This window comes from Mesorhizobium sp. WSM3626, from assembly GCF_000513935.1.
Classification (GTDB): Bacteria; Pseudomonadota; Alphaproteobacteria; order Rhizobiales; family Rhizobiaceae; genus Mesorhizobium; species Mesorhizobium salmacidum.
This window is the reverse complement of the sequence record NZ_AZUY01000040.1, coordinates 38,330-58,192: the sequence shown is the minus strand read 5'-3', so window position 1 is coordinate 58,192 and position 19,863 is coordinate 38,330. Positions and strand designations below refer to the sequence as shown.

The window sequence follows — 19,863 nt, the reverse complement described above, 5'->3', positions numbered from 1 at the left end:
CGTGCTGCGCCGGCATCAGCAGCACCTCGTGACCCAACGCGCGCAACTCCCGCGCCCAGTAATGAGCCGCGCCACAGGCCTCCATGCCAACCTTCAGTGGTGGAAGCCCCGCAAAGAAGGCGAGCACCTGATTGCGCCGCAGCTTCTTGCGCAATACAGGCTGTTCGGCTTCATTCACCCCATGCAACTGGAAAACGCTCTTTGACGTATCCATGCCAATGCGAATAAGTTTATCCACGGACGGTCTCCCTTGTTGAGATCTGCAACGACCTCATTCTGGCACATTGCGACGCCGTCGGGGGCCGTCCACCCCAACACGTACTCAAACGTACGCTCCGCTCCGGTTCTCGGAATCCACCATTTTCGACTCGGCCTGACCTGAATCTCAACGCGCCGGGCTGGCGCGTCGATCGATTTAAACTCAGCCGTAGATCTGCTTGCGGATCTGGTAGAGCATTTCCGAGCGATCGGCGCGCATGTCGGCCAGATCGCGGCTGGAGAAGCTGTCGATTTCGGCGACGAGGCGGTTGTAGTGCTTGCGCTTGGCGATGCTGCTGCGAGCGCGGGTCATGAGATCGTTGAAGATCATAGCAAGGTTCCTTCTGTGCCGCATTCTCGCGGCTGGTTCTTCCTCCCTTGATCGATACGGAACATGACATAGTAATGGTGCATTGCAAAAAGAAGATGTTGCAATGCACCATTGCACGCAACGCATAGCCGGTTAATGGCGTCCTAAGGCACGTCCTGTCCGTTTTGTCTTACAAATTGCTGATAGCCCGTCTTGCCAGATCGGTCGCGGGCTGGCTTGATCCGGCGTCACGTGATGCCGGGAGGAAATGCATGGCGGCCGCAGACTATTACGAAATTCTCGATCCGCGTTTCGCGCGCCTGTTCAACGGCAGCGCGCAAGTGGAGAAACTGTTCACCGGCTGCCGCTGGGCGGAAGGGCCGGCCTGGTTCGCCGCCGGCCGCTATGTCGTGTGGTCCGACATTCCGAACAACCGCATGCTGCGCTTTGACGAGACGGACGGCAGCGTCAGCGTGTTCCGCCAGCCGTCGGGCAACTCCAACGGCAACACCGTCGACCGGCAGGGCCGGCTGGTCACCTGCGAGCATTCGGGCCGCCGCGTCAGCCGCACCGAGCATGACGGCTCGGTCACCACCGTCGCCGCCAAATGGAAGGGCAAAAGGCTGAACTCGCCCAACGATGCGGTGGTGAAGTCCGACGGCTCGATCTGGTTCACCGACCCGACCTATGGCATCGACACCGACTATGAGGGTGACAAGGCCGAGAGCGAGATCGGCGCCTGCCATGTCTACCGCGTCGATCCCGACAGTGGTGAGGTCGAAGCCGTGATCACCGATATGGTCAGGCCGAACGGGCTTGCCTTCTCGCTCGATGAAAGCCTGCTCTATGTTGTCGACACCGGCCGCACGCATGGGGCGCAGAATCCGGCGCATATGCGGGTGTTCAATGTCGGCAAGCACGGCAAGAAGGTTTCGGGCGGCAAGGTGTTCGCCGACTGCACCGCCGGCCTGTTCGATGGCTTTCGGCTCGATGCCGACGGGCGTATCTGGACCAGCGCCTTCGACGGCATCCATTGCTACGATCCGGACGGCACGCTGATCGGCAAGGTCAAGGTGCCAGAGGTGACCGCCAATTGCGTGTTCGGCGGCGCCAAGCTGAACTGCCTCTATATCGCCGGCACCACCTCGCTTTATTCGGTGCGGCTGATGGTGAATGGGGCCAAGACGTACTGATCAGGAATGAAGGGGAGGACGTCATGCCATTCGTCAACATCCGCATCGTCAAGGAAGTGATCGCCGCCGATCCGGCAGGCAAGAAGGCTGACATCGCCAGGAAAGTCACGGCGGCGATCATGGACGCCACCGGACTTGGCAATGACGATATCTGGGTGGTCTTCGAGGAAGTCAACGCCCGCGACTGGTATGTCGGCAAGACCGATGTCGAGACGTTGCGGGCGAAGGGCTAGGGCGGCGGAAGAGAGGTCGTCGCTCAACGCGAGCGAATGAAATCCGCGAAGGCAGCCAGCGCGTCGCGCATGGCCAGCACGTTCGCCGGCTCCGCCAGAATGCTCGCCACCTCCGGCGGCTTCTTGCCGAGCAGGGCAATCTCCGGTCCGCCATCATAAAGCGCGAACGACATGGTGCGCATGATCTCGGCCAAAGCCGCGCGGGCATAGAGCGAGCGGGGCGAAGCGTGCGCGAGCATGGCCGGCTTGGCAACGGCGGCGTCGCGCGAGACCAGCCAGTCGAGCGCGTTCTTCAGTCCGCCCGGCACGCCATGGGCATATTCGGGGCAGGAAACGATAATGCCGTCGGCGCCGGTGACGGCATCGATCAGATCGGAAGCATCGCGTGGCGTCCGCTCACCCTCATCGTCGGGGTTGAAGATCGGCAGGCGGCCAAGTCCGTCATAGACGGTGACGCGACAGCCCTCGGGCACGTTCAACGCCAACGCCGCGACCAGGGCCGAATTGGTGGAGGCCGCCCGCAGGCTGCCTGAGATGGCAAGAAGATTGAGCAAGATGGACAGGTCCGGGCGAATCGTGGCCGAAAACCCTACCACATCGTCTGCTTGTACTCGTCGTCCAGCCAACGGTCGGTCGCCTCGGCCGAATCGGCCAATGCCAGTTGGCCGCGCAGGATCTGGCCGAGCGTCGGCAGCGTCGCGCGGTCGTACCAACTCTCCGGCTTCCACAAATCGGAGCGCATGAAGGCCTTGGCGCAATGCATGTAGGCGGCCTTGACGGCGACCACGATAACGCTTTGCGGCGTCTTGCCGTCGACCGCGAGGCGCCCGCGCAAAGTGGCATCCACGGTAATACGGGCTTCGCCGTTGACGCGCAGCGTCTCGTTCATGCCCGGTATGAGGAAGAGCAGCCCGACCGAGGGATTGCGCAGGATGTTCTCCAGCGTATCCAGCCGGTTGTTGCCGGGCCGGTCGGGGATGGCGATCGTCTTCTCGTCGAGAATGGCGGCGAAGCCGGGCTTGTCGCCTTTCGGGGTGACGTCGGCATTGCCTTCGCCATCGGACGACCCGATCAGCACGAACGGGCTCTTGCCGATGAAGGAGCGGCAATGGCCGTCGAGCGCCTTCAGTTCCTTGCGGATCGAGCCATCGGTCGGGCGCGGGGTCTTGTAGATCGTCCGCAGCTCTTCCCGGGTGGTGACGAATTCCATGGCTCTCCCCTTTAGTCCCTGCCTTATTTGCCGGCTTTCTCTTCCCCGCCGGCCTTTTCGTCGAGCGAATGGCGCAGGATCAGCGGCATCTGGCTGAAGGTGAACAGAAGCGTGATCGGCATGATGCCCCAGACCTTGAAGGTAACCCAGGCGTCGGTGGAAAAATTGCGCCAGACAACTTCGTTGACGATGGCCAGAAACAGGAAGAACAGGCCCCAGCGGAAGGTGAGCTTGCGCCAGCCTTCGGCATCGAGTTTGAAGGCGGACTCGAAGACATAGCCGAGCAGCGAGCGGCCGAAGTACAGGCCGCCGAGCAGCACGCCGCCGAACAGCGTGTTGACGATGGTCGGCTTCATCTTGATGAAGATGTCGTCCTGCAGATAGAGCGTCAGCGCGCCGAAGATGAAGACGACCACGCCCGACACCATAGGCATGATCGGCAAGGTGCGGGTGAGCAGCCATGAGGCGATCAACGCGATCGCGGTCGCGGCCATGAACAGACCGGTGGCGACGAAGATCGGGCCGCCGAATTCAGCCAAAACGGGTAATTTCTGCGTCAGCCACTCGCCGCGCGCATTGGCGAAGAAGAACACCATCAAGGGCCCGAGCTCCAGCACCAGCTTGAGCACGGGATTGACGCCTTCCTTCTTCTCTTTCTGCGGGTCGGACGGATCGCGTTCGAGAATGGGTGGGTTCATGGTATCCTTCTAACGCACGATCCAATCCGGAAGCCTCACTTCCGGCATCGTGCTTGTTCAAGCCACGCCAGCGATCGCCCTGGCGAATTCGCTTGCCGAGAAAGGTTCGAGGTCATCGACCTGTTCGCCGACGCCGATGAAATAGACCGGCAATCTGTGCTTTGCCGCGATCGCCACCAGAATACCGCCGCGCGCCGTGCCGTCCAGCTTGGTCATCACCAGGCCGTTGACGCCGGCGACATTGCGGAAGATCTCAACCTGGTTGAGCGCGTTCTGGCCGGTGGTGGCGTCGACCGTCTGCAGCACCGTGTGCGGCGCTTCGGGATCGAGCTTGCCCAGCACACGGACGATCTTTTCCAGCTCGGCCATCAGTTCGGTCTTGTTTTGCAGCCGGCCGGCGGTGTCGATGATCAGCACGTCCGAGCCTGCCTCCTTAGCCCTCTCGAAGGCGTCGTAGGCGAGACCGGCGGCATCGGCGCCGAGCTTGGAGGCAATGACGGGCGATTTCGTGCGTTCGCCCCAGATCTTCAGCTGTTCGATGGCGGCGGCGCGAAACGTGTCGCCGGCGGCCAGCATCACCGACAGGCCGCCATCGGTCAGCTTGGCGGCGAGCTTGCCGATCGTCGTGGTCTTGCCGGTGCCGTTGACGCCGACCACCAGGATGACATGCGGCTTGTGCGAGAGGTCGAGCTCGAGCGGTTTCGCGACCGGGGCGAGCACCTTCTCCACCTCGGCCGCCATGACCGCGCGCACCTCTGTATCGGAGACGTCCTTGCCGTAGCGGCTGGAGGCCAGTGAATCAGTGACGCGCAGCGCCGTTTCCACGCCAAGATCGGCGCGGATCAGCACGTCCTCCAGGTCCTGCAGCGTCTCCTCGTCCAATTTGCGCTTGGTGAAGACGCCGGCAATGTTGCCGGTCAGCTCGCGCGAGGACCGGGCAAGCCCGTCCCGCATGCGCTGGAACCAGGATCGCCTCGGCGCCGGCTCGGGCGCCTTCCGCGGCTCGGCCTTCTGCTCGACCTTCTTGGCAACCGTCACCTTGCCGGGCGCGGGTTTTGCCTCCGGTTGCGGAACCGATTGAGGCTCGGGCGCGATCTCGGCGATGACCGGTTGTGTTTCGACCGGCGCCGGCTGGCGGATGGGTGGCGCGATTTCCGCTGGTGGAATGCCTGGCTCGGTTTTGGCCGCTGGCGGTGGAAGAACCTCTTCCTTCTCTTCGTCACCATACGAGGAGAAGGTGCCGGCAGGCGGATGAGGGGCAGCGCCGGCCTCTGAAGCCGCCTGCTCGACGCCGGCCGACGGAGGCACTTCAACCGGCGCCGCCGGTGGCACCTCGACCGGTGCGGGCACCTCGGCCGGCACTTCCACGGGCGGCGTCGGCACTTCGACGGGCGCGGGTTCCGGTTGCCTCTCGGGACGCGAGGGAACGATCTCCGGCTCGGATGGCGCGGGCCGGGGCACCTCTTGCGGCTGCGGTTCGGGCGCTGGCTCCGGAACGGCGGGCCGCGCCGGAATTTCCTCGGGCGCAGGCGGCTCGGCAGGGGTTTCCGGAGCAGGCTTTGGCACTTCCGCGGGCTTGGGTTCAGGCAAAGGCTCCGGGGTCGACGGAACGATCGGCTCCGGCGCGGGCGGAATGGTAGGGGCAGGCTCCGGTGTTGGCTCCTCGGCGGGCGCTGGCCTTACCTCCTCCTCCTCAAGGGGAGGACGGGGCGCGGCCGCCGGCGCGGCTTCCGCCGCAGGCTCCTCGCGCTTCAAAAACTCCGGCAGGGCCTGCTCGGCCGCCGGCTTCAGCGCGTCGAGCTGGTCCCAATTGATCGGCGGCAGCGGGGCGGTCTCGTCGATGCGCTCCTCGACGACCTCCTTCTTGCCGAACGAAAATATCTTCTTGAAAAAACCAGCCATGCTTTTGCGTTCTCAGGCGGCGTGGGCGGCAAGCGGCGTCGCCATCAGCCGAGCGCCATCGTGGCCGGTTATATCAGCTTCGACGATCTCTCCCGGCGCGCCGGTGCCGAGTGCGGCAAGCGTGAACCCTTCGGTGCGGCCAAGGCCGTCGCGCTCGATCAGGATCGACTGGCGGCTGCCGGCGAGCGAAGACAGATGCCTGACATAGGCCGCTTCGCCGGCGGCGCGCAGCCGGGCGGCGCGCTGCTTGACCAGCTCGCGGCGAACCTGCGGCATGCGCGCGGCGGGTGTGCCTTCGCGCGGCGAAAACGGAAAGACGTGGAGATGGGTCAGGCCGCATTCCTCGACGATCTCCAGCGAATTCTCGAACATGGCGTCGGTCTCGGTCGGGAAGCCCGCGATGATGTCGGCGCCGAAAACAATGCCGGGACGCAGCTTGCGCACATCCTCGCAAAAGCGGATCGACTGATCGCGCAGATGCCGGCGCTTCATGCGCTTCAGGATCATGTCGTCGCCCGACTGCAGCGACAGATGCAGATGCGGCATCAGCCGCGGCTCGGTGGCGATGGCGTCGAGCAAGTCCTCGTCGGCCTCGATCGAATCGATGGAGGACAGCCTGAGCCGCCTCACGTCGGGCACCTGCCTGAGGATGGTCTTCACAAGCTTGCCGAGCTTCGGCGCACCCGGCAGGTCGGCTCCGAAAGAAGTCATGTCGACGCCGGTCAGCACGATCTCGGCATAACCGTTGCCCGCCAGCCGCTTGACCTGCTCGACCACGGCGCCCATCGGCACCGAGCGCGAATTGCCGCGGCCATAGGGGATTATGCAGAAGGTGCAGCGATGGTCGCAGCCGTTCTGCACCTGCACGAAGGCACGTGCCCGGCCCTCGATGGCGTCGACCATGTGGCCGGCGGTCTCGCGCACCGAGAAGATGTCGTTGACGCGCGCCTTCTCGGTGTCGTTGACGCCGAAATCGGGCAGCGCGCGATAGGAGTTGGCCTTGAGCTTCTCCTCATTGCCAAGCACGAGATCGACCTCGTCCATGGCGGCGAATTTTTCGGGCTCGGTCTGCGCGGCGCAGCCGGTGACGATGATGCGCGCGGCCGGGTTGTCGCGGCGCGCCTTGCGGATCGCCTGCCTGGCCTGGCGCACCGCTTCGCCGGTGACGGCGCAGGTGTTGAAGATCACGGCGCCACCTGCCAGCGCGGCGAGGCCGGCACTTTCGGCCTCGCGCCGAATCACTTCGGACTCATAGGTGTTGAGGCGGCAGCCGAAGGTCACCACGTCGATGCTGCCGGGCTGCTTCGCCACGTCGACGCCTTTGGCAAGAGCGGACATCAGGCCGCGCTTTCGGTATCGCGGGCCCATTGTCCGGTCGACGGATCGAAGCTGCCGGAAAATTCCCATTCGGCCGCGCCGGTCAGGATGACGTGGTCGTCATCGCGCCACTCGACATGCAGCGTGCCGCCGCCGGGGGTCAAAAGGTTGACGCTGCGGCCGGTGCGCCTGGTGCGCGCCGCTGCAACGACAGCCGCGCAGGAGGCGGTGCCGCAAGCCTTGGTCAGGCCGGCGCCGCGCTCCCAGGTGCGGATGATCATGCTGTCGGGCGAGGTCACCTGCGCGATGGTTATGTTGGCGCGCTCGGGAAAGATCGGATGGTTTTCCAGCAGCGGGCCGAAACGGTCGAGTTCATAAGTCCAGACGTCGGCGTCGACCCAGAAGATGGCGTGCGGATTGCCCATCGAGACGGCGGAGGGCGAATGCAGCACCGGCGCGTCGATCGGGCCGACCTGCAATTCGATCATGCGGGTGTCGCGGAACTCCTCGGCCAGCGGAATATCCCGCCAGCCGAAGCGCGGCGTGCCCATGTCGACCGAAATCGAGCCGTCGGCATGTTCGCGGGCATTGAGGACGCCGGCCACGGTCTCGAAGGTGAAGGTCTTCTCGCCGGTCTCGGCGGCCAGTGCCTGGACGACGCAGCGCATGCCGTTGCCGCAAGCCTGCGCGCCGGACCCGTCTGAATTCAGGATGTCGACGAAATAGGCGGTGCCCGGCGTCCTGGCGTCATGGATCGCCATGATTTGGTCGAACCGCGTCGCCGCGTCGCCATTGAGCGCGATGGCAGCCGCGGCCGTCACCCGATCCGCACGGCCACGCATGTCGGCAACGATGATCTCGTTGCCGATGCCGTTCATCTTGGCGAAAGGGGCCGTGCCTGCCATTGCTCCGAAAATTCCATGTCCGTTCGGCGCTATATGGCGGAAACGGGCAGGAATTACCAGTGCGCAGCCGCTTTCACGGCGAAGACGCCGGACCGCTTTCACGGCGAAGCCGGACTTACGTCACCGCGAAGACCCCGAACAAGATCAACAGGAAGATGATGAGCACGACGCCGATGAGAATACGCGCGCCGGTGGCGGCGGCGCCGGCCAGCGCCGGCATACCGAGCAGGCTCGCCGCGGCGGCGATGATCAGGAGAATGATGATCCATCTAAGCATGGGAACGCCTCGCAAGCGGAACACATTGAAACCGGTTGAAAAACGCGGCTGTCGAGCTTGGGTTCCCGAGGCCATCAAATCCGGGGCACTTCCCAGACTTCGCCGGGCCGCAAGGCACGGAAATGCTCTCGCGGCAGGCCTTCGGCGTCCAGCGCTTCGACCAGTTTCCGGACCGGCTCGTCGAACGGCTCGTCGGTGAGCTGGAAGGTGCCCCAATGGCAGCCGGCGGCGAAGGCGGCGTTGCACAATAACATGCCCCGGACCGCTTCCTCGGGGTTCTGGTGCTGAGGCGCCATGAACCAGCGTGGCTCGTAGGCACCGATCGGCAGGATGGCGAAGCGGAACCCGCCATGTTTTTCCGCCATCAGCCGGTAGTTGATGCCATCGTGGAAGCCGGTATCGCCGGCAAAATAGATCTTTCCGCCCGGCGTCTCGATGACGAAGCCCGCCCACAATGCCATGCGCCGGTCGCGCGCCCCGCGCGCCGACCAGTGATGCGCGGGCTCGACGTGGATGGCGGTGCCTTCGCCGGCATCGACCCTGTCGCCCCAGTCATGCGCGGAAAGCCGCATGCCGGGCACGGCGGCGGCGATGATGGCATCGTTGCCGAGCGGCGTCACCACCAGCGGATCGTGCGTCTCCTTCAACTGCCTCAGCGTTGCAAGGTCGAGATGATCGTAATGGTTGTGGCTGACCAGCACGAGGTCGACCGCCGGGAGATCGCCAAAAGCGATACCCGGCGGATTGACGCGTCTGGGTCCCACAAAGGAGAACGGCGAGGTGCGTCGCGACCAGACCGGATCGGTGAGGATGTTCAGCCCGGCGGTCTGGATCAGCAAGGTGGCATGGCCGACCATGGTCACGGTCAGATCGGCGCCTTGAACCGTTGCGACCGGCTTTGCCTGCGCAAAGGGGCTCGGGCTGGCAGCCGGCCATTTCGCGCGTTGGCCGCCGAACTGCCATTTCAACAGGTCCGTGAAGGGGCCGGGCATCCGGCCGCCGGGATTGAAGAACAGGGTGCCGTCGAAATGATCGCTGGGCGGGCCGCTGTAGTAGCGGTTGGCGGCTTTCTGTCTCGCGGCCAAGGTCTGCGCTCCAGCGGGTTTCGGTGAACTCTTTTTTCACGCACTCCCTGGGGAAAGCGCTACGCATTTTTCCCGGGAAAACCACTGCGCACTTTTCCTGGAACTGCTCTTAGACATAAGCCCCGCCGCGGCTGGCGCAAGCGTTTGCCGGCCGAAGGCCAAGGGCGGCGAAGCGGTCTCGGCTAGGATCAGATCAGGAGGAAGACGCCATGGCGATGAAGCGGACCAAGACGCCCTGGATGAAAGCCGAGGATTTCGGCCGTTCGCTGCCGCGCGGCATCGGCGTCAATCTGCTGGTATCGGATATGGCGGCGATGGAAGCCTTCTGCCGCGACGTGCTTGGCGCCCGCATCGTCTATGCTGACGAGGATTTCGCCGCGATCGAGCTTCTGGGGTCGGTGTTCATGCTGCATGCCGACCATTCCTATCTCGACAATCCGATGACGGGCTCCATCACCGGCGCCGAGACGCGCGGCGCCGGCATCGAACTGCGCCTTTATGGCGCCGATCCCGACGCGGTCGAGGCGGCGGCGCTGGACCATGGCCACATCGTGCTGGCCGGCGCGATCGACAAACCGCATGGTCTGCGCGAGTGCTTTATCGTTGGACCGGACGGATATGTGTTCGTGCCGAGCGCGCCGCTCGCCGGGTGAGTGCGATAAATTTGTAACAATTCGTTCCGCAAACCCTATTTTAACCATATCGGGTTGAAATTTCGCCACCTTCTCCATCTTGGTGGAGGTGAGATTGCGCGGACGGCGTCCCCCAGCCGAATCCGACGGAGGTTGTAATGAATTTTTCGAAAGGCGGCCTGATGGCCGTATCCCTGGCGGCACTCGTTGCGAGCGGCTGCTCAACCTCACGCTTCTCGTCGATGGACGACCAGCAACCAGCACCGTTGCAGCCGGCGCCTGCCGGCCAGGTGAGCTCGAATCAGCTGCCGCCGCCGGCCTCGCCCGGCACCACCGACCCGTCGCAATTCCCGACCGCGCCGGCGAACACGCAGGTTGCCTCGCTGCCGCCGGATGGTGCAGCGCCGGCAGGCGCCGCGGATCTCAACGCGGCAAGCGTCGCCGGTGTCTGGAACGTCAGCGTCTCCGGCCAGAGCTGCAAGGTGGCGACGCCGCAGACCAAGTTCGGCGCCGGCTTCCGCGCCGGACCGTTGCATTGCCCGGCGCCGATCGATGGCATCAAGTCGTGGAACGTTGCCGGCAAGCAGCTGACGCTTTATGACGAGAACGGCGGCTCGCTGGCGCGGCTCTATTCGTCGGGCGGTTCGAAATTCGACGGCCAGACTTCCAACGGACAACCGATCTCGCTTACAAGATAGGCTGGGGTATGCTGATATTCAGGTGACGCCGGCTTGCGAATGGCGGCTCGGCCTGACCCGAATCCCAACATGCGCCCTCTCGCTCTCTCTTGGGCGTCCTGCTTTGAACAACGACGTGAACGATGCATCTGCGTGACGGCCTCCAGACCCATGCGACCGTCAGGCAACGCTACGATCATCTGGTGGAAACCGGCGCGATCGGACGCGATGGCGCGCAGGAAGGGATCGCCGCTGCGCTCGACCGGCTGACCGTGGAGATCTCGGCCAAGCGGCTGGCGCACAAGTCCAGTGCGCTGGGCTGGCTGTTTGCCCGCAAGCGCGAGACGCATGAGGCGGTCAAGGGCCTCTACATCCATGGCGGCGTCGGCCGCGGCAAGACCATGCTGATGGACATGTTCTTCGAGCTCTTGCCGGTCAGGCGCAAGCGCCGCGTCCATTTCAACGACTTCATGGCTGACGTTCAGGACCGCATCCAGAAGCACCGGCAGGCGCGCAAGGAGGGCACGGCCAGGGAAGACGACCCGATCCCGCCGGTGGCCAAGGCGCTCGCCGAGCAGGCCTGGGTGCTGTGCTTCGACGAGTTCTCGGTCACCGACATCGCCGACGCCATGATCCTGTCCAGACTGTTCTCGGCGCTGTTCGCCAATGGGGTCGTGCTGGTCGCCACCTCGAACGTGGCGCCGCAAAACCTTTACCGTGACGGGTTGAACCGCCAGCTTTTCCTGCCGTTCATCGCCATATTGGAACGCCACACGCAGGTGCTGTCGCTGGACAGCGATAAGGACTACCGGCTGGAAAAGCTCGCCCGCACGCCAGTCTATGTCACGCCTGCGGATGCGGCGGCCGACCAGGCGCTCGACGAGGCCTGGCAGGCGATGACGCGCGGGGCGGCGGCGGCCGAGACCTCGCTGACGCTGAAGGGCCGCAAGGTCGCGGTGCCGGCCGCCGCCGGCGATGCCGCGCGTTTCGCTTTCGCCGATCTCTGCGAAAAGCCACTCGGCGCGCGCGATTATTTGGCCATCGCCGGCCGGTTTTCGTCCGTCTTCATCGACCATGTGCCGGTGCTGGGTGAAGGCAAGCGCAACGAGGCAAAGCGTTTCATCCTGTTGATCGACACGCTCTACGACCATCATACGCGCCTTGTGGTGAGCGCCGAGGCGCCGCCGCACGAGCTTTATGTGGCCAAGCGCGGCGTCGAGGTGTTCGAATTCGAGCGCACGGCCTCACGGCTGATCGAAATGCAGAGCCGCGACTGGCTGGAGGATTGGGCGGAGCGGCGGAAGGCGAAGGCGGCCCCAGCGGAAGCGCGGGCGCGGGCCTGAAATATCCGGAAGCCGCGTTCCTTCGCGCCAGCTAGAAAATCTACAGCCCGTAAACATACATCACAAAGCTCTTCGCCTCGTCATGCGGTTCCTTGCGCGCTTCATAAAGCGCCCGGGCTGGCAGATTGTCCGGCTCGGTGCCGACCCAGGCCTCCTCGCAGCCATGCTCGCGGCCGGGCGCGAACATGGCATCCAGCATTTTGCGCGCAATGCCCCGGCGCCGAAAGGCCGGCGAGACCCCGACTTCGTCGATATAAAGTTCGGTCGGCTTGTCCGGGTGGCGGTGGATGACCGCCGCGCATTGGCCGACGACAACGTCCCCGGCCAGGGCGACGATCATGAAATGGCCTGATTGCGCGAGATAGCTGGCAAGGCGATCAAGCCGCACCGGCTCGTCGAACACTTCGTCGGCAACCCGCATCACAAGGGTGTCATCGCCGGGATTGAGCCTTCTGATCGCGACCGTCATCGTGTAAATTCTCCCAAGTTGGCTTACAAATTTTGACGTTTACGTAAGTCCCAAACACTCTAACCGATTGAAAATGCAGGGGTCTAAATAATCGTTTGAATTTATTCCGCACCGGAGCTATTGGGTGCGGCGAAATTCGCGGTCCCCGCAGCATTCCGGCCTGTTCCTCGACGCCGTGTTGGCGCGTCACAGACAAAGGGAAATCATCCTCACATGGCACGCAACAAGATAGCGCTTATCGGCTCTGGCATGATCGGCGGCACGCTCGCCCACATGATCGGCCTCAAGGATCTCGGCGACGTGGTCCTGTTCGATATCGCCGAGGGTATCCCGCAAGGCAAGGGGCTCGATATAGCGCAGTCGTCGCCGGTCGATGGCTTCGATTCCCGGCTGACCGGCGTCAATGACTATGCCGGCATCGAGGGTGCGGACGTGTGCATCGTCACCGCCGGCGTGCCGCGCAAGCCGGGCATGAGCCGCGACGACCTGCTGGGCATCAATTTGAAGGTCATGGAGCAGGTCGGCGCCGGGCTGAAGAAGTACGCGCCGAAGGCCTTCGTCATCTGCATCACCAACCCGCTCGACGCCATGGTGTGGGCGCTGCAGAAGTTTTCGGGCCTGCCCAAGACTCATGTGGTGGGCATGGCCGGCGTGCTCGACAGCGCGCGTTTCCGCTACTTCCTGGCCGAGGAATTCAAGGTCTCGGTCGAGGACGTCACCGCCTTCGTGCTCGGCGGCCACGGGGATTCCATGGTGCCGATGATCCGTTATTCGACGGTGTCGGGCATTCCGCTTCCCGATCTGATCAAGATGGGCTGGACTTCGAAGGAAAAGCTCGACCAGATCGTGCAGCGCACCCGTGATGGCGGCGCCGAGATTGTCGGCCTCTTGAAGACCGGCTCGGCCTATTACGCGCCGGCGGCTTCGGCGATCCAGATGGCCGAATCCTACCTCAAGGACAAGAAGCGCGTGCTGCCTTGCGCGGCGCACCTCTCGGGCCAGTATGGCGTCAAGGGCACCTATGTGGGCGTGCCCGTGGTCATCGGCGCCGGCGGTGTCGAGCGCGTCATCGAGATCGACCTCAACAAGGCCGAGCAGAAGATGTTCGAGGCTTCGGTGGCGACCGTGCAGGGCCTGACCGAGGCCTGTGTCAAGATCGCGCCGCAGCTCGCCTCGAAGTAACCCCGCCCAAACGTCACCCCCGGCAAACGACCTGGAGATAGTTCCCGATGAACATCCATGAATATCAAGGCAAGGCGCTGCTGAAGAGCTTTGGCGCGCCGGTGGCCGAAGGCGTGCCGGTGTTCAAGGCAAGCGAGGCGGAAGCCGCGGCACAAGCGCTGCCCGGCCCGCTCTACGTGGTGAAGAGCCAGATCCATGCCGGCGGCCGCGGCAAGGGCAAATTCAAGGAGCTCGGCCCCGACGCCAAGGGCGGCGTGCGGCTGGCGAAGTCGGTCGCCGAGGTGGTGGCCAACGCCGACGAGATGCTCGGCCACACGCTGGTCACCAAGCAGACCGGCCCGGCCGGCAAGCAGGTCAATCGCCTCTATATCGAGGATGGTGCCGACATCGAGCGCGAGCTCTATCTCTCGATCCTGGTCGACCGCTCGGTCGGCCGCATCGCCTTCGTCGTCTCGACCGAGGGCGGCATGGACATCGAGGCGGTCGCGCACGACACGCCGGAAAAGATCATCACCGTCGCCATCGACCCGGAGAAGGGCGTTACGGCCGACGACGTGAAGGCGCTCAATGGCGCGCTGAAGCTCGACGGCGACGCGGCCAGGGATGGCGGCACGCTGTTCCCGATCCTCTACAAGGCCTTTGTCGAGAAGGACATGAGCCTGCTCGAGGTCAACCCGCTGATCGTGATGAAGAGCGGCCGCCTGCGCGTGCTCGATGCGAAAGTGTCGTTCGACAACAACGCGCTGTTCCGCCACCCCGATCTGATGGAACTGCGCGACACCACCGAAGAGGACGAGAAGGAGATCGAGGCGTCGAAATACGACCTCGCCTATGTCGCGCTCGACGGCAATATCGGCTGCATGGTCAACGGCGCCGGCCTTGCCATGGCGACGATGGACATCATCAAGCTCTATGGCGCCGAGCCCGCAAACTTCCTCGATGTCGGCGGGGGCGCTTCGAAGGAGAAGGTGACGGCGGCGTTCAAGATCATCACCAGGGACCCGGCCGTCAAAGGCATCCTGATCAACATCTTCGGCGGCATCATGAAGTGCGACATCATCGCCGAGGGCGTGATTGCAGCGGTCAAGGAAGTCGGGTTGAAAGTGCCGCTGGTCGTGCGCCTGGAAGGCACCAATGCCGAGCTCGGCAAGAAGATCATCAACGACAGTGGTTTGAACGTCGTGTCCGCCGATGATCTTGATGACGCGGCCAAGAAGATCGTTGCGGCGGTGCAGGGCTGAGACGGTGCCTCCGCGCAAGATAAATCTGGTCGAGGCGGCGGATCAAAAGATCACCGGGGTCTTCGATCCGCATATCGCCGGCGACGTCAATGACAGCCAGGCCAAGGTCGCCAAGTTCGGCGAGGCCTTCGACTGGCACGCGCATGACAATGAGGACGAAGCCTTCCTCGTGCTGCGGGGCAGGATCGCCATCGATTTCCGCGATGGTCCGGTTGAGCTCGGCGAGGGCGATTTCATCGTCGTGCCGCGCGGTGTCGAGCACCGGCCACGCTCGCTCACCGCAGAGCCCGTGGTGCTGATGTTCGAGCCGGCGACGACGCTCAACACCGGCAATGCCAAGAGCGATCTCACCGTCACCGATCTGAAGCGGCTCTGATCCATGAACGCGGCGTCCTTCTCTTCGCTCTCGGCCGACCATCAGCGCCTGCAGGCGCTGGTCGGCGCGTGGCGCGGCGAGGAAGAGGTGGCGGACACGCAATGGGCCGATGGCGGCACGGCGACCAGCGAAGTTTTGGCGGAAGCGGAGTTCGGCGGCCAGTTCGTGGTGCAGCGTTATCGTCAGCGTCGCGACGGCACGATTTCCTTCGGTTCGCACACCGTATTCGGCGTCGACCATCAGAACGGCGTCGTGACCATGCACCAGTTCGATTCGATGGGCTTCGTGCCGTTGTCGCCTGCCACGGGCACGTGGAACGGCAACGAACTGGTGCTGGAGCGGTCGTCGCCGCGCGGCTCTGCGCGCGTGACCTATATTTTCGACGATGCCGACACCTACCGCATGCGATTGCATTTCAAACCCGCCGGCAACGATGACTGGCAAGACATGGTGAGTGGCGCCTACCGGCGCGTCTCACCTTCCTCGATCAACGGTTTTTAGAAAAGGGCTCCGATGTCCATTCTCGTCGACAAGAACACCAAGGTGCTGGTGCAGGGCCTGACCGGCAAGACCGGCACGTTCCACACAGAGCAGGCGCTGGCCTATCACGGGACAAAGATGGTCGGCGGCATCCACCCGAAGAAGGGCGGCGAGACCTGGACCGGCGCGAAGGGCGAGAGCCTGCCGATCTTTGCCACGGTCGCCGAAGGCAAGGAAAGGACAGGCGCCAACGCCTCCGTCATCTACGTGCCGCCGGCGGGCGCGGGCGAAGCCATCATCGAGGCGATCGAGGCCGAGATCCCGCTGATCGTCTGCATCACCGAAGGCATTCCGGTGATGGACATGGTCAAGGTCAAGGCGCGGCTCGACCGCTCGACGTCGCGGCTGATCGGACCGAACTGTCCGGGTGTGCTCACCCCCGACGAATGCAAGATCGGCATCATGCCCGGAAACATCTTCCGCAAGGGTTCGGTCGGCGTTGTTTCGCGCTCGGGAACACTTACCTATGAGGCCGTGTTCCAGACCACCAATGTCGGCCTCGGCCAGACTACCGCCGTCGGTATCGGTGGCGATCCTGTCAAGGGCACCGAGTTCATCGACATGCTCGAGATGTTCCTCGCCGACGATGAGACCAAGTCGATCATCATGATCGGCGAGATCGGTGGTTCGGCCGAAGAAGACGCCGCGCAGTTCCTCAAGGACGAGGCCAAGCGCGGCCGCAGGAAACCGATGGCGGGCTTCATCGCCGGGCGCACCGCGCCGGCCGGCCGCACCATGGGTCATGCGGGCGCGGTCATCTCCGGCGGCAAGGGCGGCGCCGAAGACAAGATCGCGGCAATGGAATCGGCCGGCATCAAGGTTTCGCCCTCGCCGGCGCGGTTGGGCACGACCTTGGTCGAGGCGATCAAGGGTTAGTGAGTAGTGAATAGCGAATAGGGGAAACAGAGTAACGGCGCGGCTCAGGGAAGCTCCCTACTCGCTGTTCGCTACTCCCTATTCGCTCCAAACAGGAGACGGAGCCAGGCTCCGCGGACAAAAATGGCACGACAAGATCAGGCCAACGACCAATTCTCGCTTACCTCTTTCCTTTATGGCGGCAATGCCGATTACATCGACGCGCTCTACGCGGCGTATGAGGACGATCCCGCCTCGGTCAATCCCGAGTGGCAGGAGTTCTTCGCCGGACTGAAGGACGATGCCGGCGATGTGCGCAAGAACGCCAAGGGCGCCTCATGGGCCAAACCCTCCTGGCCGTTGCAGGCCAATGGCGAATTGGTGTCGGCGCTCGACGGCAATTGGGGCATCGTCGAAAAGCACCTGGAAAAGAAGGTCAAGGACAAGGCGGTCACCAACGGTGTCGTGCTGTCCGACGCCGATGTGCACCAGGCGACGCGCGATTCGGTGCGCGCCATCATGATGATCCGCGCCTTCCGCATGCGCGGCCATCTGCACGCCAATCTCGACCCGCTCGGCATTGCAAAGCTCGAAGACTATAACGAGCTGTCGCCGGAGAATTACGGCTTCACCGAAGCCGACTACGACCGGCCGATTTTCCTCGACAATGTGCTCGGGCTCGAATTCGGCAGCATCCGGCAGATGCTGGAAATCCTCAACCGCACCTATTGCTCGACGCTCGGCGTCGAGTTCATGCATATTTCCGATCCGGAGGAAAAGGCCTGGATCCAGGCGCGCATCGAAGGCGCCGACAAGGAGATTTCGTTCACCGCCACCGGCAAGAAGGCAATCCTGCAGAAGCTCGTCGAAGCGGAAGGCTTCGAACAGTTCATCGACGTCAAGTACAAGGGCACCAAGCGCTTCGGTCTCGACGGCAGTGAATCGCTGATCCCGGCGCTGGAGCAGATCGTCAAGCGCGGCGGCCAGTTGGGCTTGAAGGAAATCGTGCTCGGCATGGCCCATCGCGGCCGCCTCAACGTGCTTTCCCAAGTGATGGCCAAGCCGCACCGCGCCATCTTCCACGAGTTCAAGGGCGGCTCCGCCGCCCCTGACGAGGTCGAGGGCTCGGGCGACGTGAAGTACCATCTCGGCGCCTCGTCGGACCGCGAGTTCGACGGCAACAAGGTGCACCTGTCGCTGACCGCCAACCCCTCGCATCTGGAGATCGTCGATCCCGTGGTGATGGGCAAGGCGCGCGCCAAGCAGGATTCCCTGTTCGGCCGTGGCCGCGAGGAAATCGTGCCACTGGAAGAGCGAGCCAAGGTGCTGCCGCTCTTGCTGCATGGCGACGCCGCCTTCGCCGGCCAGGGCGTGATCGCTGAAATCCTCGGCCTGTCGGGCCTGCGCGGCCACCGCGTCGCCGGCACGCTGCATTTCATCATCAACAACCAGATCGGCTTCACCACCAATCCGCGCTTCTCGCGCTCGTCGCCCTATCCGTCCGACGTCGCCAAGATGATCGAAGCGCCGATCTTCCACGTCAATGGCGACGACCCGGAAGCCGTGGTGCACGCCACCAAGGTGGCGATCGAGTTCCGCATGAAGTTCCACAAGCCGGTGGTCGTGGACATGTTCTGCTACCGCCGCTTCGGCCACAATGAGGGCGACGAGCCGGCCTTCACCCAGCCGCTCATGTACCGCAACATCCGCACCCATAAGACGACGGTGCAGATCTATGGCGAGCGCCTGATCGCGGAAGGCCACATCACCCAGGCCGAGCTCGACCAGCTCAAGGCCGACTGGCGCGCACATCTGGAAGCCGAATGGGAAGTCGGCCAGCACTACAAGCCCAACAAGGCCGACTGGCTCGACGGCGCCTGGTCGGGCCTGCGCACGGCCGACAACCAGGACGAGACAAGGCGCGGCAAGACCGCCGTGCCGGTCAAGACGCTGAAGGAAATCGGCAAGAAGCTGACCGAGGTGCCGAAGGATTTCGAGGCGCACAAGACGATTATCCGCTTCCTCGAGAACCGGCGCCAGGCGATCGAGTCCGGCGAAGGCATCGACTGGTCGACGGCGGAGGCGCTGGCCTTCGGCGCGATCCTGCTCGACGGCAATCCGATCCGGCTGTCGGGGCAGGATTCCGAGCGCGGCACCTTCTCGCAGCGTCATTCCGTGCTTTACGACCAGCGCGACGAGACACGCTACATCCCGCTCAACAATCTGTCGGCGGCGCAGGCCGGTTACGAAGTCATCAACTCGATGCTGTCGGAAGAGGCGGTGCTGGGCTTCGAATATGGCTACAGCCTGGCCGAGCCGAAGGCGCTGACCCTGTGGGAGGCGCAGTTCGGCGACTTCGCCAACGGCGCCCAGGTGGTGTTCGACCAGTTCATCTCGTCGGGCGAGCGCAAATGGCTCAGAATGTCGGGCCTCGTCTGCCTGCTGCCGCATGGCTATGAAGGCCAGGGCCCGGAACATTCTTCCGCCCGGCTCGAGCGCTTCCTGCAGCTTTGCGCCGAAGACAATATGCAGGTGGCCAACTGCACGACGCCGGCCAACTACTTTCACATCTTGCGCCGGCAGCTGAAGCGCGACTTCCGCAAGCCGCTGATCCTGATGACGCCGAAATCGCTGCTGCGCCACAAGCGGGCGGTGTCGACGCTGCCGGAAATCTCGGGCGAAAGCTCGTTCCACCGGCTGCTGTGGGACGACGCCCAGCTGTTGCCGAACCAGGCGATCAAGCTGACCAAGGATTCCAAGATCCGCCGCGTCGTGCTGTGCTCGGGCAAGGTCTATTACGACCTCTATGAGGAGCGCGAGAAGCGCGGCATCAACGACATCTACCTGCTGCGCGTCGAACAGCTCTACCCGTTCCCGGCCAAGGCACTGATCACCGAGCTGTCACGTTTCCGCAACGCCGAGATGGTGTGGTGCCAGGAGGAGCCCAAGAACATGGGCGCCTGGTCGTTCATCGATCCATATCTGGAATGGGTGCTGGCACATATCGACGCCAAGCATCAGCGGGTGCGCTACACCGGCCGTCCGGCGGCCGCGTCGCCGGCGACCGGACTGATGTCGAAGCACCTTGCCCAGCTCGCCGCGTTGCTCGAAGACGCGCTCGGCGAATAAGCAGACCTGGGCGAATAGAACTGAAGCGAAA

21 protein-coding genes and 1 pseudogene are annotated in these 19,863 nt (G+C 63.8%); 11 read left to right on the top strand and 11 right to left on the bottom strand.

Translation table 11 applies throughout. From position 1 onward, the window contains the following. Positions 1-238 (bottom strand): annotated as a pseudogene (locus M653_RS01000000133305) (IS110 family transposase); the annotation flags it as partial. 183 nt (positions 239-421) lie between these two features. Next, the gene (locus tag M653_RS1000000135975; RefSeq protein ID WP_084636825.1) at positions 422-589 is read right to left on the bottom strand and encodes a hypothetical protein; all 168 of its coding nucleotides are present in this window, start codon (positions 587-589) and stop codon (positions 422-424) included. Between the two features lie 251 nt (positions 590-840). Here M653_RS1000000135975 and M653_RS0123635 point away from each other — a divergent pair, with 251 nt between their 5' ends. Next, positions 841-1,761: an SMP-30/gluconolactonase/LRE family protein gene (locus tag M653_RS0123635; RefSeq protein WP_027145572.1), complete on the top strand. Its 921-nt coding sequence runs from the start codon at positions 841-843 to the stop codon at positions 1,759-1,761. Between the two features lie 23 nt (positions 1,762-1,784). Next, positions 1,785-1,994 (top strand): 4-oxalocrotonate tautomerase family protein, encoded by a 210-nt coding sequence (locus tag M653_RS0123630; RefSeq protein WP_027145571.1) that lies wholly within the window; start codon positions 1,785-1,787, stop codon positions 1,992-1,994. Between the two features lie 23 nt (positions 1,995-2,017). Here the strand turns inward: M653_RS0123630 and M653_RS0123625 are convergent, their stop codons facing one another. From M653_RS0123625 to M653_RS01000000133300, 8 genes are all read right to left on the bottom strand, one after another. After that, positions 2,018-2,548 carry an NADPH-dependent FMN reductase gene (locus tag M653_RS0123625; RefSeq protein WP_027145570.1) on the bottom strand — a complete coding sequence of 177 codons (531 nt, stop codon included), beginning with the start codon at positions 2,546-2,548 and terminating at the stop codon, positions 2,018-2,020. Between the two features lie 35 nt (positions 2,549-2,583). After that, entirely contained in the window at positions 2,584-3,204 is a 621-nt protein-coding gene (locus M653_RS0123620; protein WP_027145569.1) for a pyridoxamine 5'-phosphate oxidase family protein, read from the bottom strand. A 23-nt stretch (positions 3,205-3,227) separates the two neighbouring features. After that, the gene (locus tag M653_RS0123615; protein ID WP_027145568.1) at positions 3,228-3,902 is read right to left on the bottom strand and encodes a septation protein A; all 675 of its coding nucleotides are present in this window, start codon (positions 3,900-3,902) and stop codon (positions 3,228-3,230) included. Positions 3,903-3,959: 57 nt separating this feature from the next. Continuing rightward, the gene (gene ftsY, locus M653_RS0123610) at positions 3,960-5,804 is read right to left on the bottom strand and encodes a signal recognition particle-docking protein FtsY (protein WP_027145567.1); all 1,845 of its coding nucleotides are present in this window, start codon (positions 5,802-5,804) and stop codon (positions 3,960-3,962) included. A gap of 12 nt (positions 5,805-5,816) precedes the next feature. Continuing rightward, complete coding sequence (mtaB, locus tag M653_RS0123605; protein WP_027145566.1) at positions 5,817-7,142, bottom strand: tRNA (N(6)-L-threonylcarbamoyladenosine(37)-C(2))-methylthiotransferase MtaB; 1,326 nt, start codon at positions 7,140-7,142, stop codon at positions 5,817-5,819. Beyond that, positions 7,142-8,026 (bottom strand): diaminopimelate epimerase, encoded by an 885-nt coding sequence (gene dapF / locus M653_RS0123600; RefSeq protein ID WP_027145565.1) that lies wholly within the window; start codon positions 8,024-8,026, stop codon positions 7,142-7,144. Before dapF ends, mtaB begins: the two co-directional genes overlap by 1 nt. Before the next feature lie 115 nt (positions 8,027-8,141). Continuing rightward, a complete protein-coding gene (locus M653_RS1000000135970) occupies positions 8,142-8,303 on the bottom strand; it encodes a DUF1328 family protein (RefSeq protein ID WP_027145564.1) in 162 nt (53 codons plus the stop codon). 74 nt (positions 8,304-8,377) lie between these two features. Next, the gene (locus M653_RS01000000133300; RefSeq protein WP_032935900.1) at positions 8,378-9,388 is read right to left on the bottom strand and encodes an MBL fold metallo-hydrolase; all 1,011 of its coding nucleotides are present in this window, start codon (positions 9,386-9,388) and stop codon (positions 8,378-8,380) included. Between the two features lie 209 nt (positions 9,389-9,597). Here M653_RS01000000133300 and M653_RS0123575 point away from each other — a divergent pair, with 209 nt between their 5' ends. The 3 genes from M653_RS0123575 to zapE all read left to right on the top strand — a co-directional run bounded on the left by M653_RS0123575 (position 9,598) and on the right by zapE (position 12,040). After that, a complete protein-coding gene (locus tag M653_RS0123575) occupies positions 9,598-10,041 on the top strand; it encodes a hypothetical protein (protein ID WP_027145561.1) in 444 nt (147 codons plus the stop codon). A 137-nt stretch (positions 10,042-10,178) separates the two neighbouring features. After that, positions 10,179-10,718: a protease inhibitor Inh/omp19 family protein gene (locus M653_RS0123570; RefSeq protein WP_027145560.1), complete on the top strand. Its 540-nt coding sequence runs from the start codon at positions 10,179-10,181 to the stop codon at positions 10,716-10,718. A 122-nt stretch (positions 10,719-10,840) separates the two neighbouring features. After that, on the top strand, positions 10,841-12,040 hold the full coding sequence (zapE, locus tag M653_RS0123565) for a cell division protein ZapE (RefSeq protein ID WP_027145559.1): 1,200 nt from the start codon (positions 10,841-10,843) through the stop codon (positions 12,038-12,040). Between the two features lie 40 nt (positions 12,041-12,080). On the opposite strand, the gene M653_RS0123560 is transcribed toward zapE, so the two are convergent. Then, a complete protein-coding gene (locus tag M653_RS0123560; RefSeq protein WP_027145558.1) occupies positions 12,081-12,509 on the bottom strand; it encodes a GNAT family N-acetyltransferase in 429 nt (142 codons plus the stop codon). A gap of 213 nt (positions 12,510-12,722) precedes the next feature. Here M653_RS0123560 and mdh point away from each other — a divergent pair, with 213 nt between their 5' ends. From mdh to M653_RS0123530, 6 genes are all read left to right on the top strand, one after another. Next, on the top strand, positions 12,723-13,691 hold the full coding sequence (gene mdh, locus M653_RS0123555) for a malate dehydrogenase (protein ID WP_015315009.1): 969 nt from the start codon (positions 12,723-12,725) through the stop codon (positions 13,689-13,691). A gap of 47 nt (positions 13,692-13,738) precedes the next feature. Beyond that, positions 13,739-14,932: an ADP-forming succinate--CoA ligase subunit beta gene (gene sucC / locus M653_RS0123550; protein WP_027145557.1), complete on the top strand. Its 1,194-nt coding sequence runs from the start codon at positions 13,739-13,741 to the stop codon at positions 14,930-14,932. Positions 14,933-14,936: 4 nt separating this feature from the next. Further along, positions 14,937-15,308, top strand: a complete 372-nt coding sequence (locus M653_RS0123545) for a cupin domain-containing protein (protein ID WP_027145556.1) — start codon at positions 14,937-14,939, stop codon at positions 15,306-15,308. A gap of 3 nt (positions 15,309-15,311) precedes the next feature. After that, positions 15,312-15,809, top strand: coding sequence for a DUF1579 family protein (locus M653_RS0123540; RefSeq protein WP_027145555.1), 498 nt, complete (start codon positions 15,312-15,314; stop codon positions 15,807-15,809). 12 nt (positions 15,810-15,821) lie between these two features. Continuing rightward, complete coding sequence (sucD, locus tag M653_RS0123535) at positions 15,822-16,724, top strand: succinate--CoA ligase subunit alpha (protein ID WP_027145554.1); 903 nt, start codon at positions 15,822-15,824, stop codon at positions 16,722-16,724. Positions 16,725-16,847: 123 nt separating this feature from the next. Further along, positions 16,848-19,832 carry a 2-oxoglutarate dehydrogenase E1 component gene (locus tag M653_RS0123530; protein WP_027145553.1) on the top strand — a complete coding sequence of 995 codons (2,985 nt, stop codon included), beginning with the start codon at positions 16,848-16,850 and terminating at the stop codon, positions 19,830-19,832. Positions 19,833-19,863 lie beyond the last annotated feature (31 nt).

What these genes read in the sequence shown, in the direction of transcription:
- M653_RS0123560 (WP_027145558.1), bottom strand. Translation starts at nt 12,509, where the DNA reads ATGACGGTCGCGATCAGAAGGCTCAATCCCGGCGATGACACCCTTGTG.
- sucC (WP_027145557.1), top strand. Translation starts at nt 13,739, where the DNA reads ATGAACATCCATGAATATCAAGGCAAGGCGCTGCTGAAGAGCTTTGGC.
- M653_RS0123530 (WP_027145553.1), top strand. Translation starts at nt 16,848, where the DNA reads ATGGCACGACAAGATCAGGCCAACGACCAATTCTCGCTTACCTCTTTC.
- ftsY (WP_027145567.1), bottom strand. Translation starts at nt 5,804, where the DNA reads ATGGCTGGTTTTTTCAAGAAGATATTTTCGTTCGGCAAGAAGGAGGTC.
- M653_RS0123540 (WP_027145555.1), top strand. Translation starts at nt 15,312, where the DNA reads ATGAACGCGGCGTCCTTCTCTTCGCTCTCGGCCGACCATCAGCGCCTG.
- M653_RS1000000135975 (WP_084636825.1), bottom strand. Translation starts at nt 589, where the DNA reads ATGATCTTCAACGATCTCATGACCCGCGCTCGCAGCAGCATCGCCAAG.
- M653_RS1000000135970 (WP_027145564.1), bottom strand. Translation starts at nt 8,303, where the DNA reads ATGCTTAGATGGATCATCATTCTCCTGATCATCGCCGCCGCGGCGAGC.
- M653_RS0123620 (WP_027145569.1), bottom strand. Translation starts at nt 3,204, where the DNA reads ATGGAATTCGTCACCACCCGGGAAGAGCTGCGGACGATCTACAAGACC.
- sucD (WP_027145554.1), top strand. Translation starts at nt 15,822, where the DNA reads ATGTCCATTCTCGTCGACAAGAACACCAAGGTGCTGGTGCAGGGCCTG.
- M653_RS0123615 (WP_027145568.1), bottom strand. Translation starts at nt 3,902, where the DNA reads ATGAACCCACCCATTCTCGAACGCGATCCGTCCGACCCGCAGAAAGAG.
- M653_RS0123635 (WP_027145572.1), top strand. Translation starts at nt 841, where the DNA reads ATGGCGGCCGCAGACTATTACGAAATTCTCGATCCGCGTTTCGCGCGC.
- M653_RS0123570 (WP_027145560.1), top strand. Translation starts at nt 10,179, where the DNA reads ATGAATTTTTCGAAAGGCGGCCTGATGGCCGTATCCCTGGCGGCACTC.
- mtaB (WP_027145566.1), bottom strand. Translation starts at nt 7,142, where the DNA reads ATGTCCGCTCTTGCCAAAGGCGTCGACGTGGCGAAGCAGCCCGGCAGC.
- mdh (WP_015315009.1), top strand. Translation starts at nt 12,723, where the DNA reads ATGGCACGCAACAAGATAGCGCTTATCGGCTCTGGCATGATCGGCGGC.
- M653_RS0123575 (WP_027145561.1), top strand. Translation starts at nt 9,598, where the DNA reads ATGGCGATGAAGCGGACCAAGACGCCCTGGATGAAAGCCGAGGATTTC.
- zapE (WP_027145559.1), top strand. Translation starts at nt 10,841, where the DNA reads ATGCATCTGCGTGACGGCCTCCAGACCCATGCGACCGTCAGGCAACGC.
- M653_RS0123630 (WP_027145571.1), top strand. Translation starts at nt 1,785, where the DNA reads ATGCCATTCGTCAACATCCGCATCGTCAAGGAAGTGATCGCCGCCGAT.
- dapF (WP_027145565.1), bottom strand. Translation starts at nt 8,026, where the DNA reads ATGGCAGGCACGGCCCCTTTCGCCAAGATGAACGGCATCGGCAACGAG.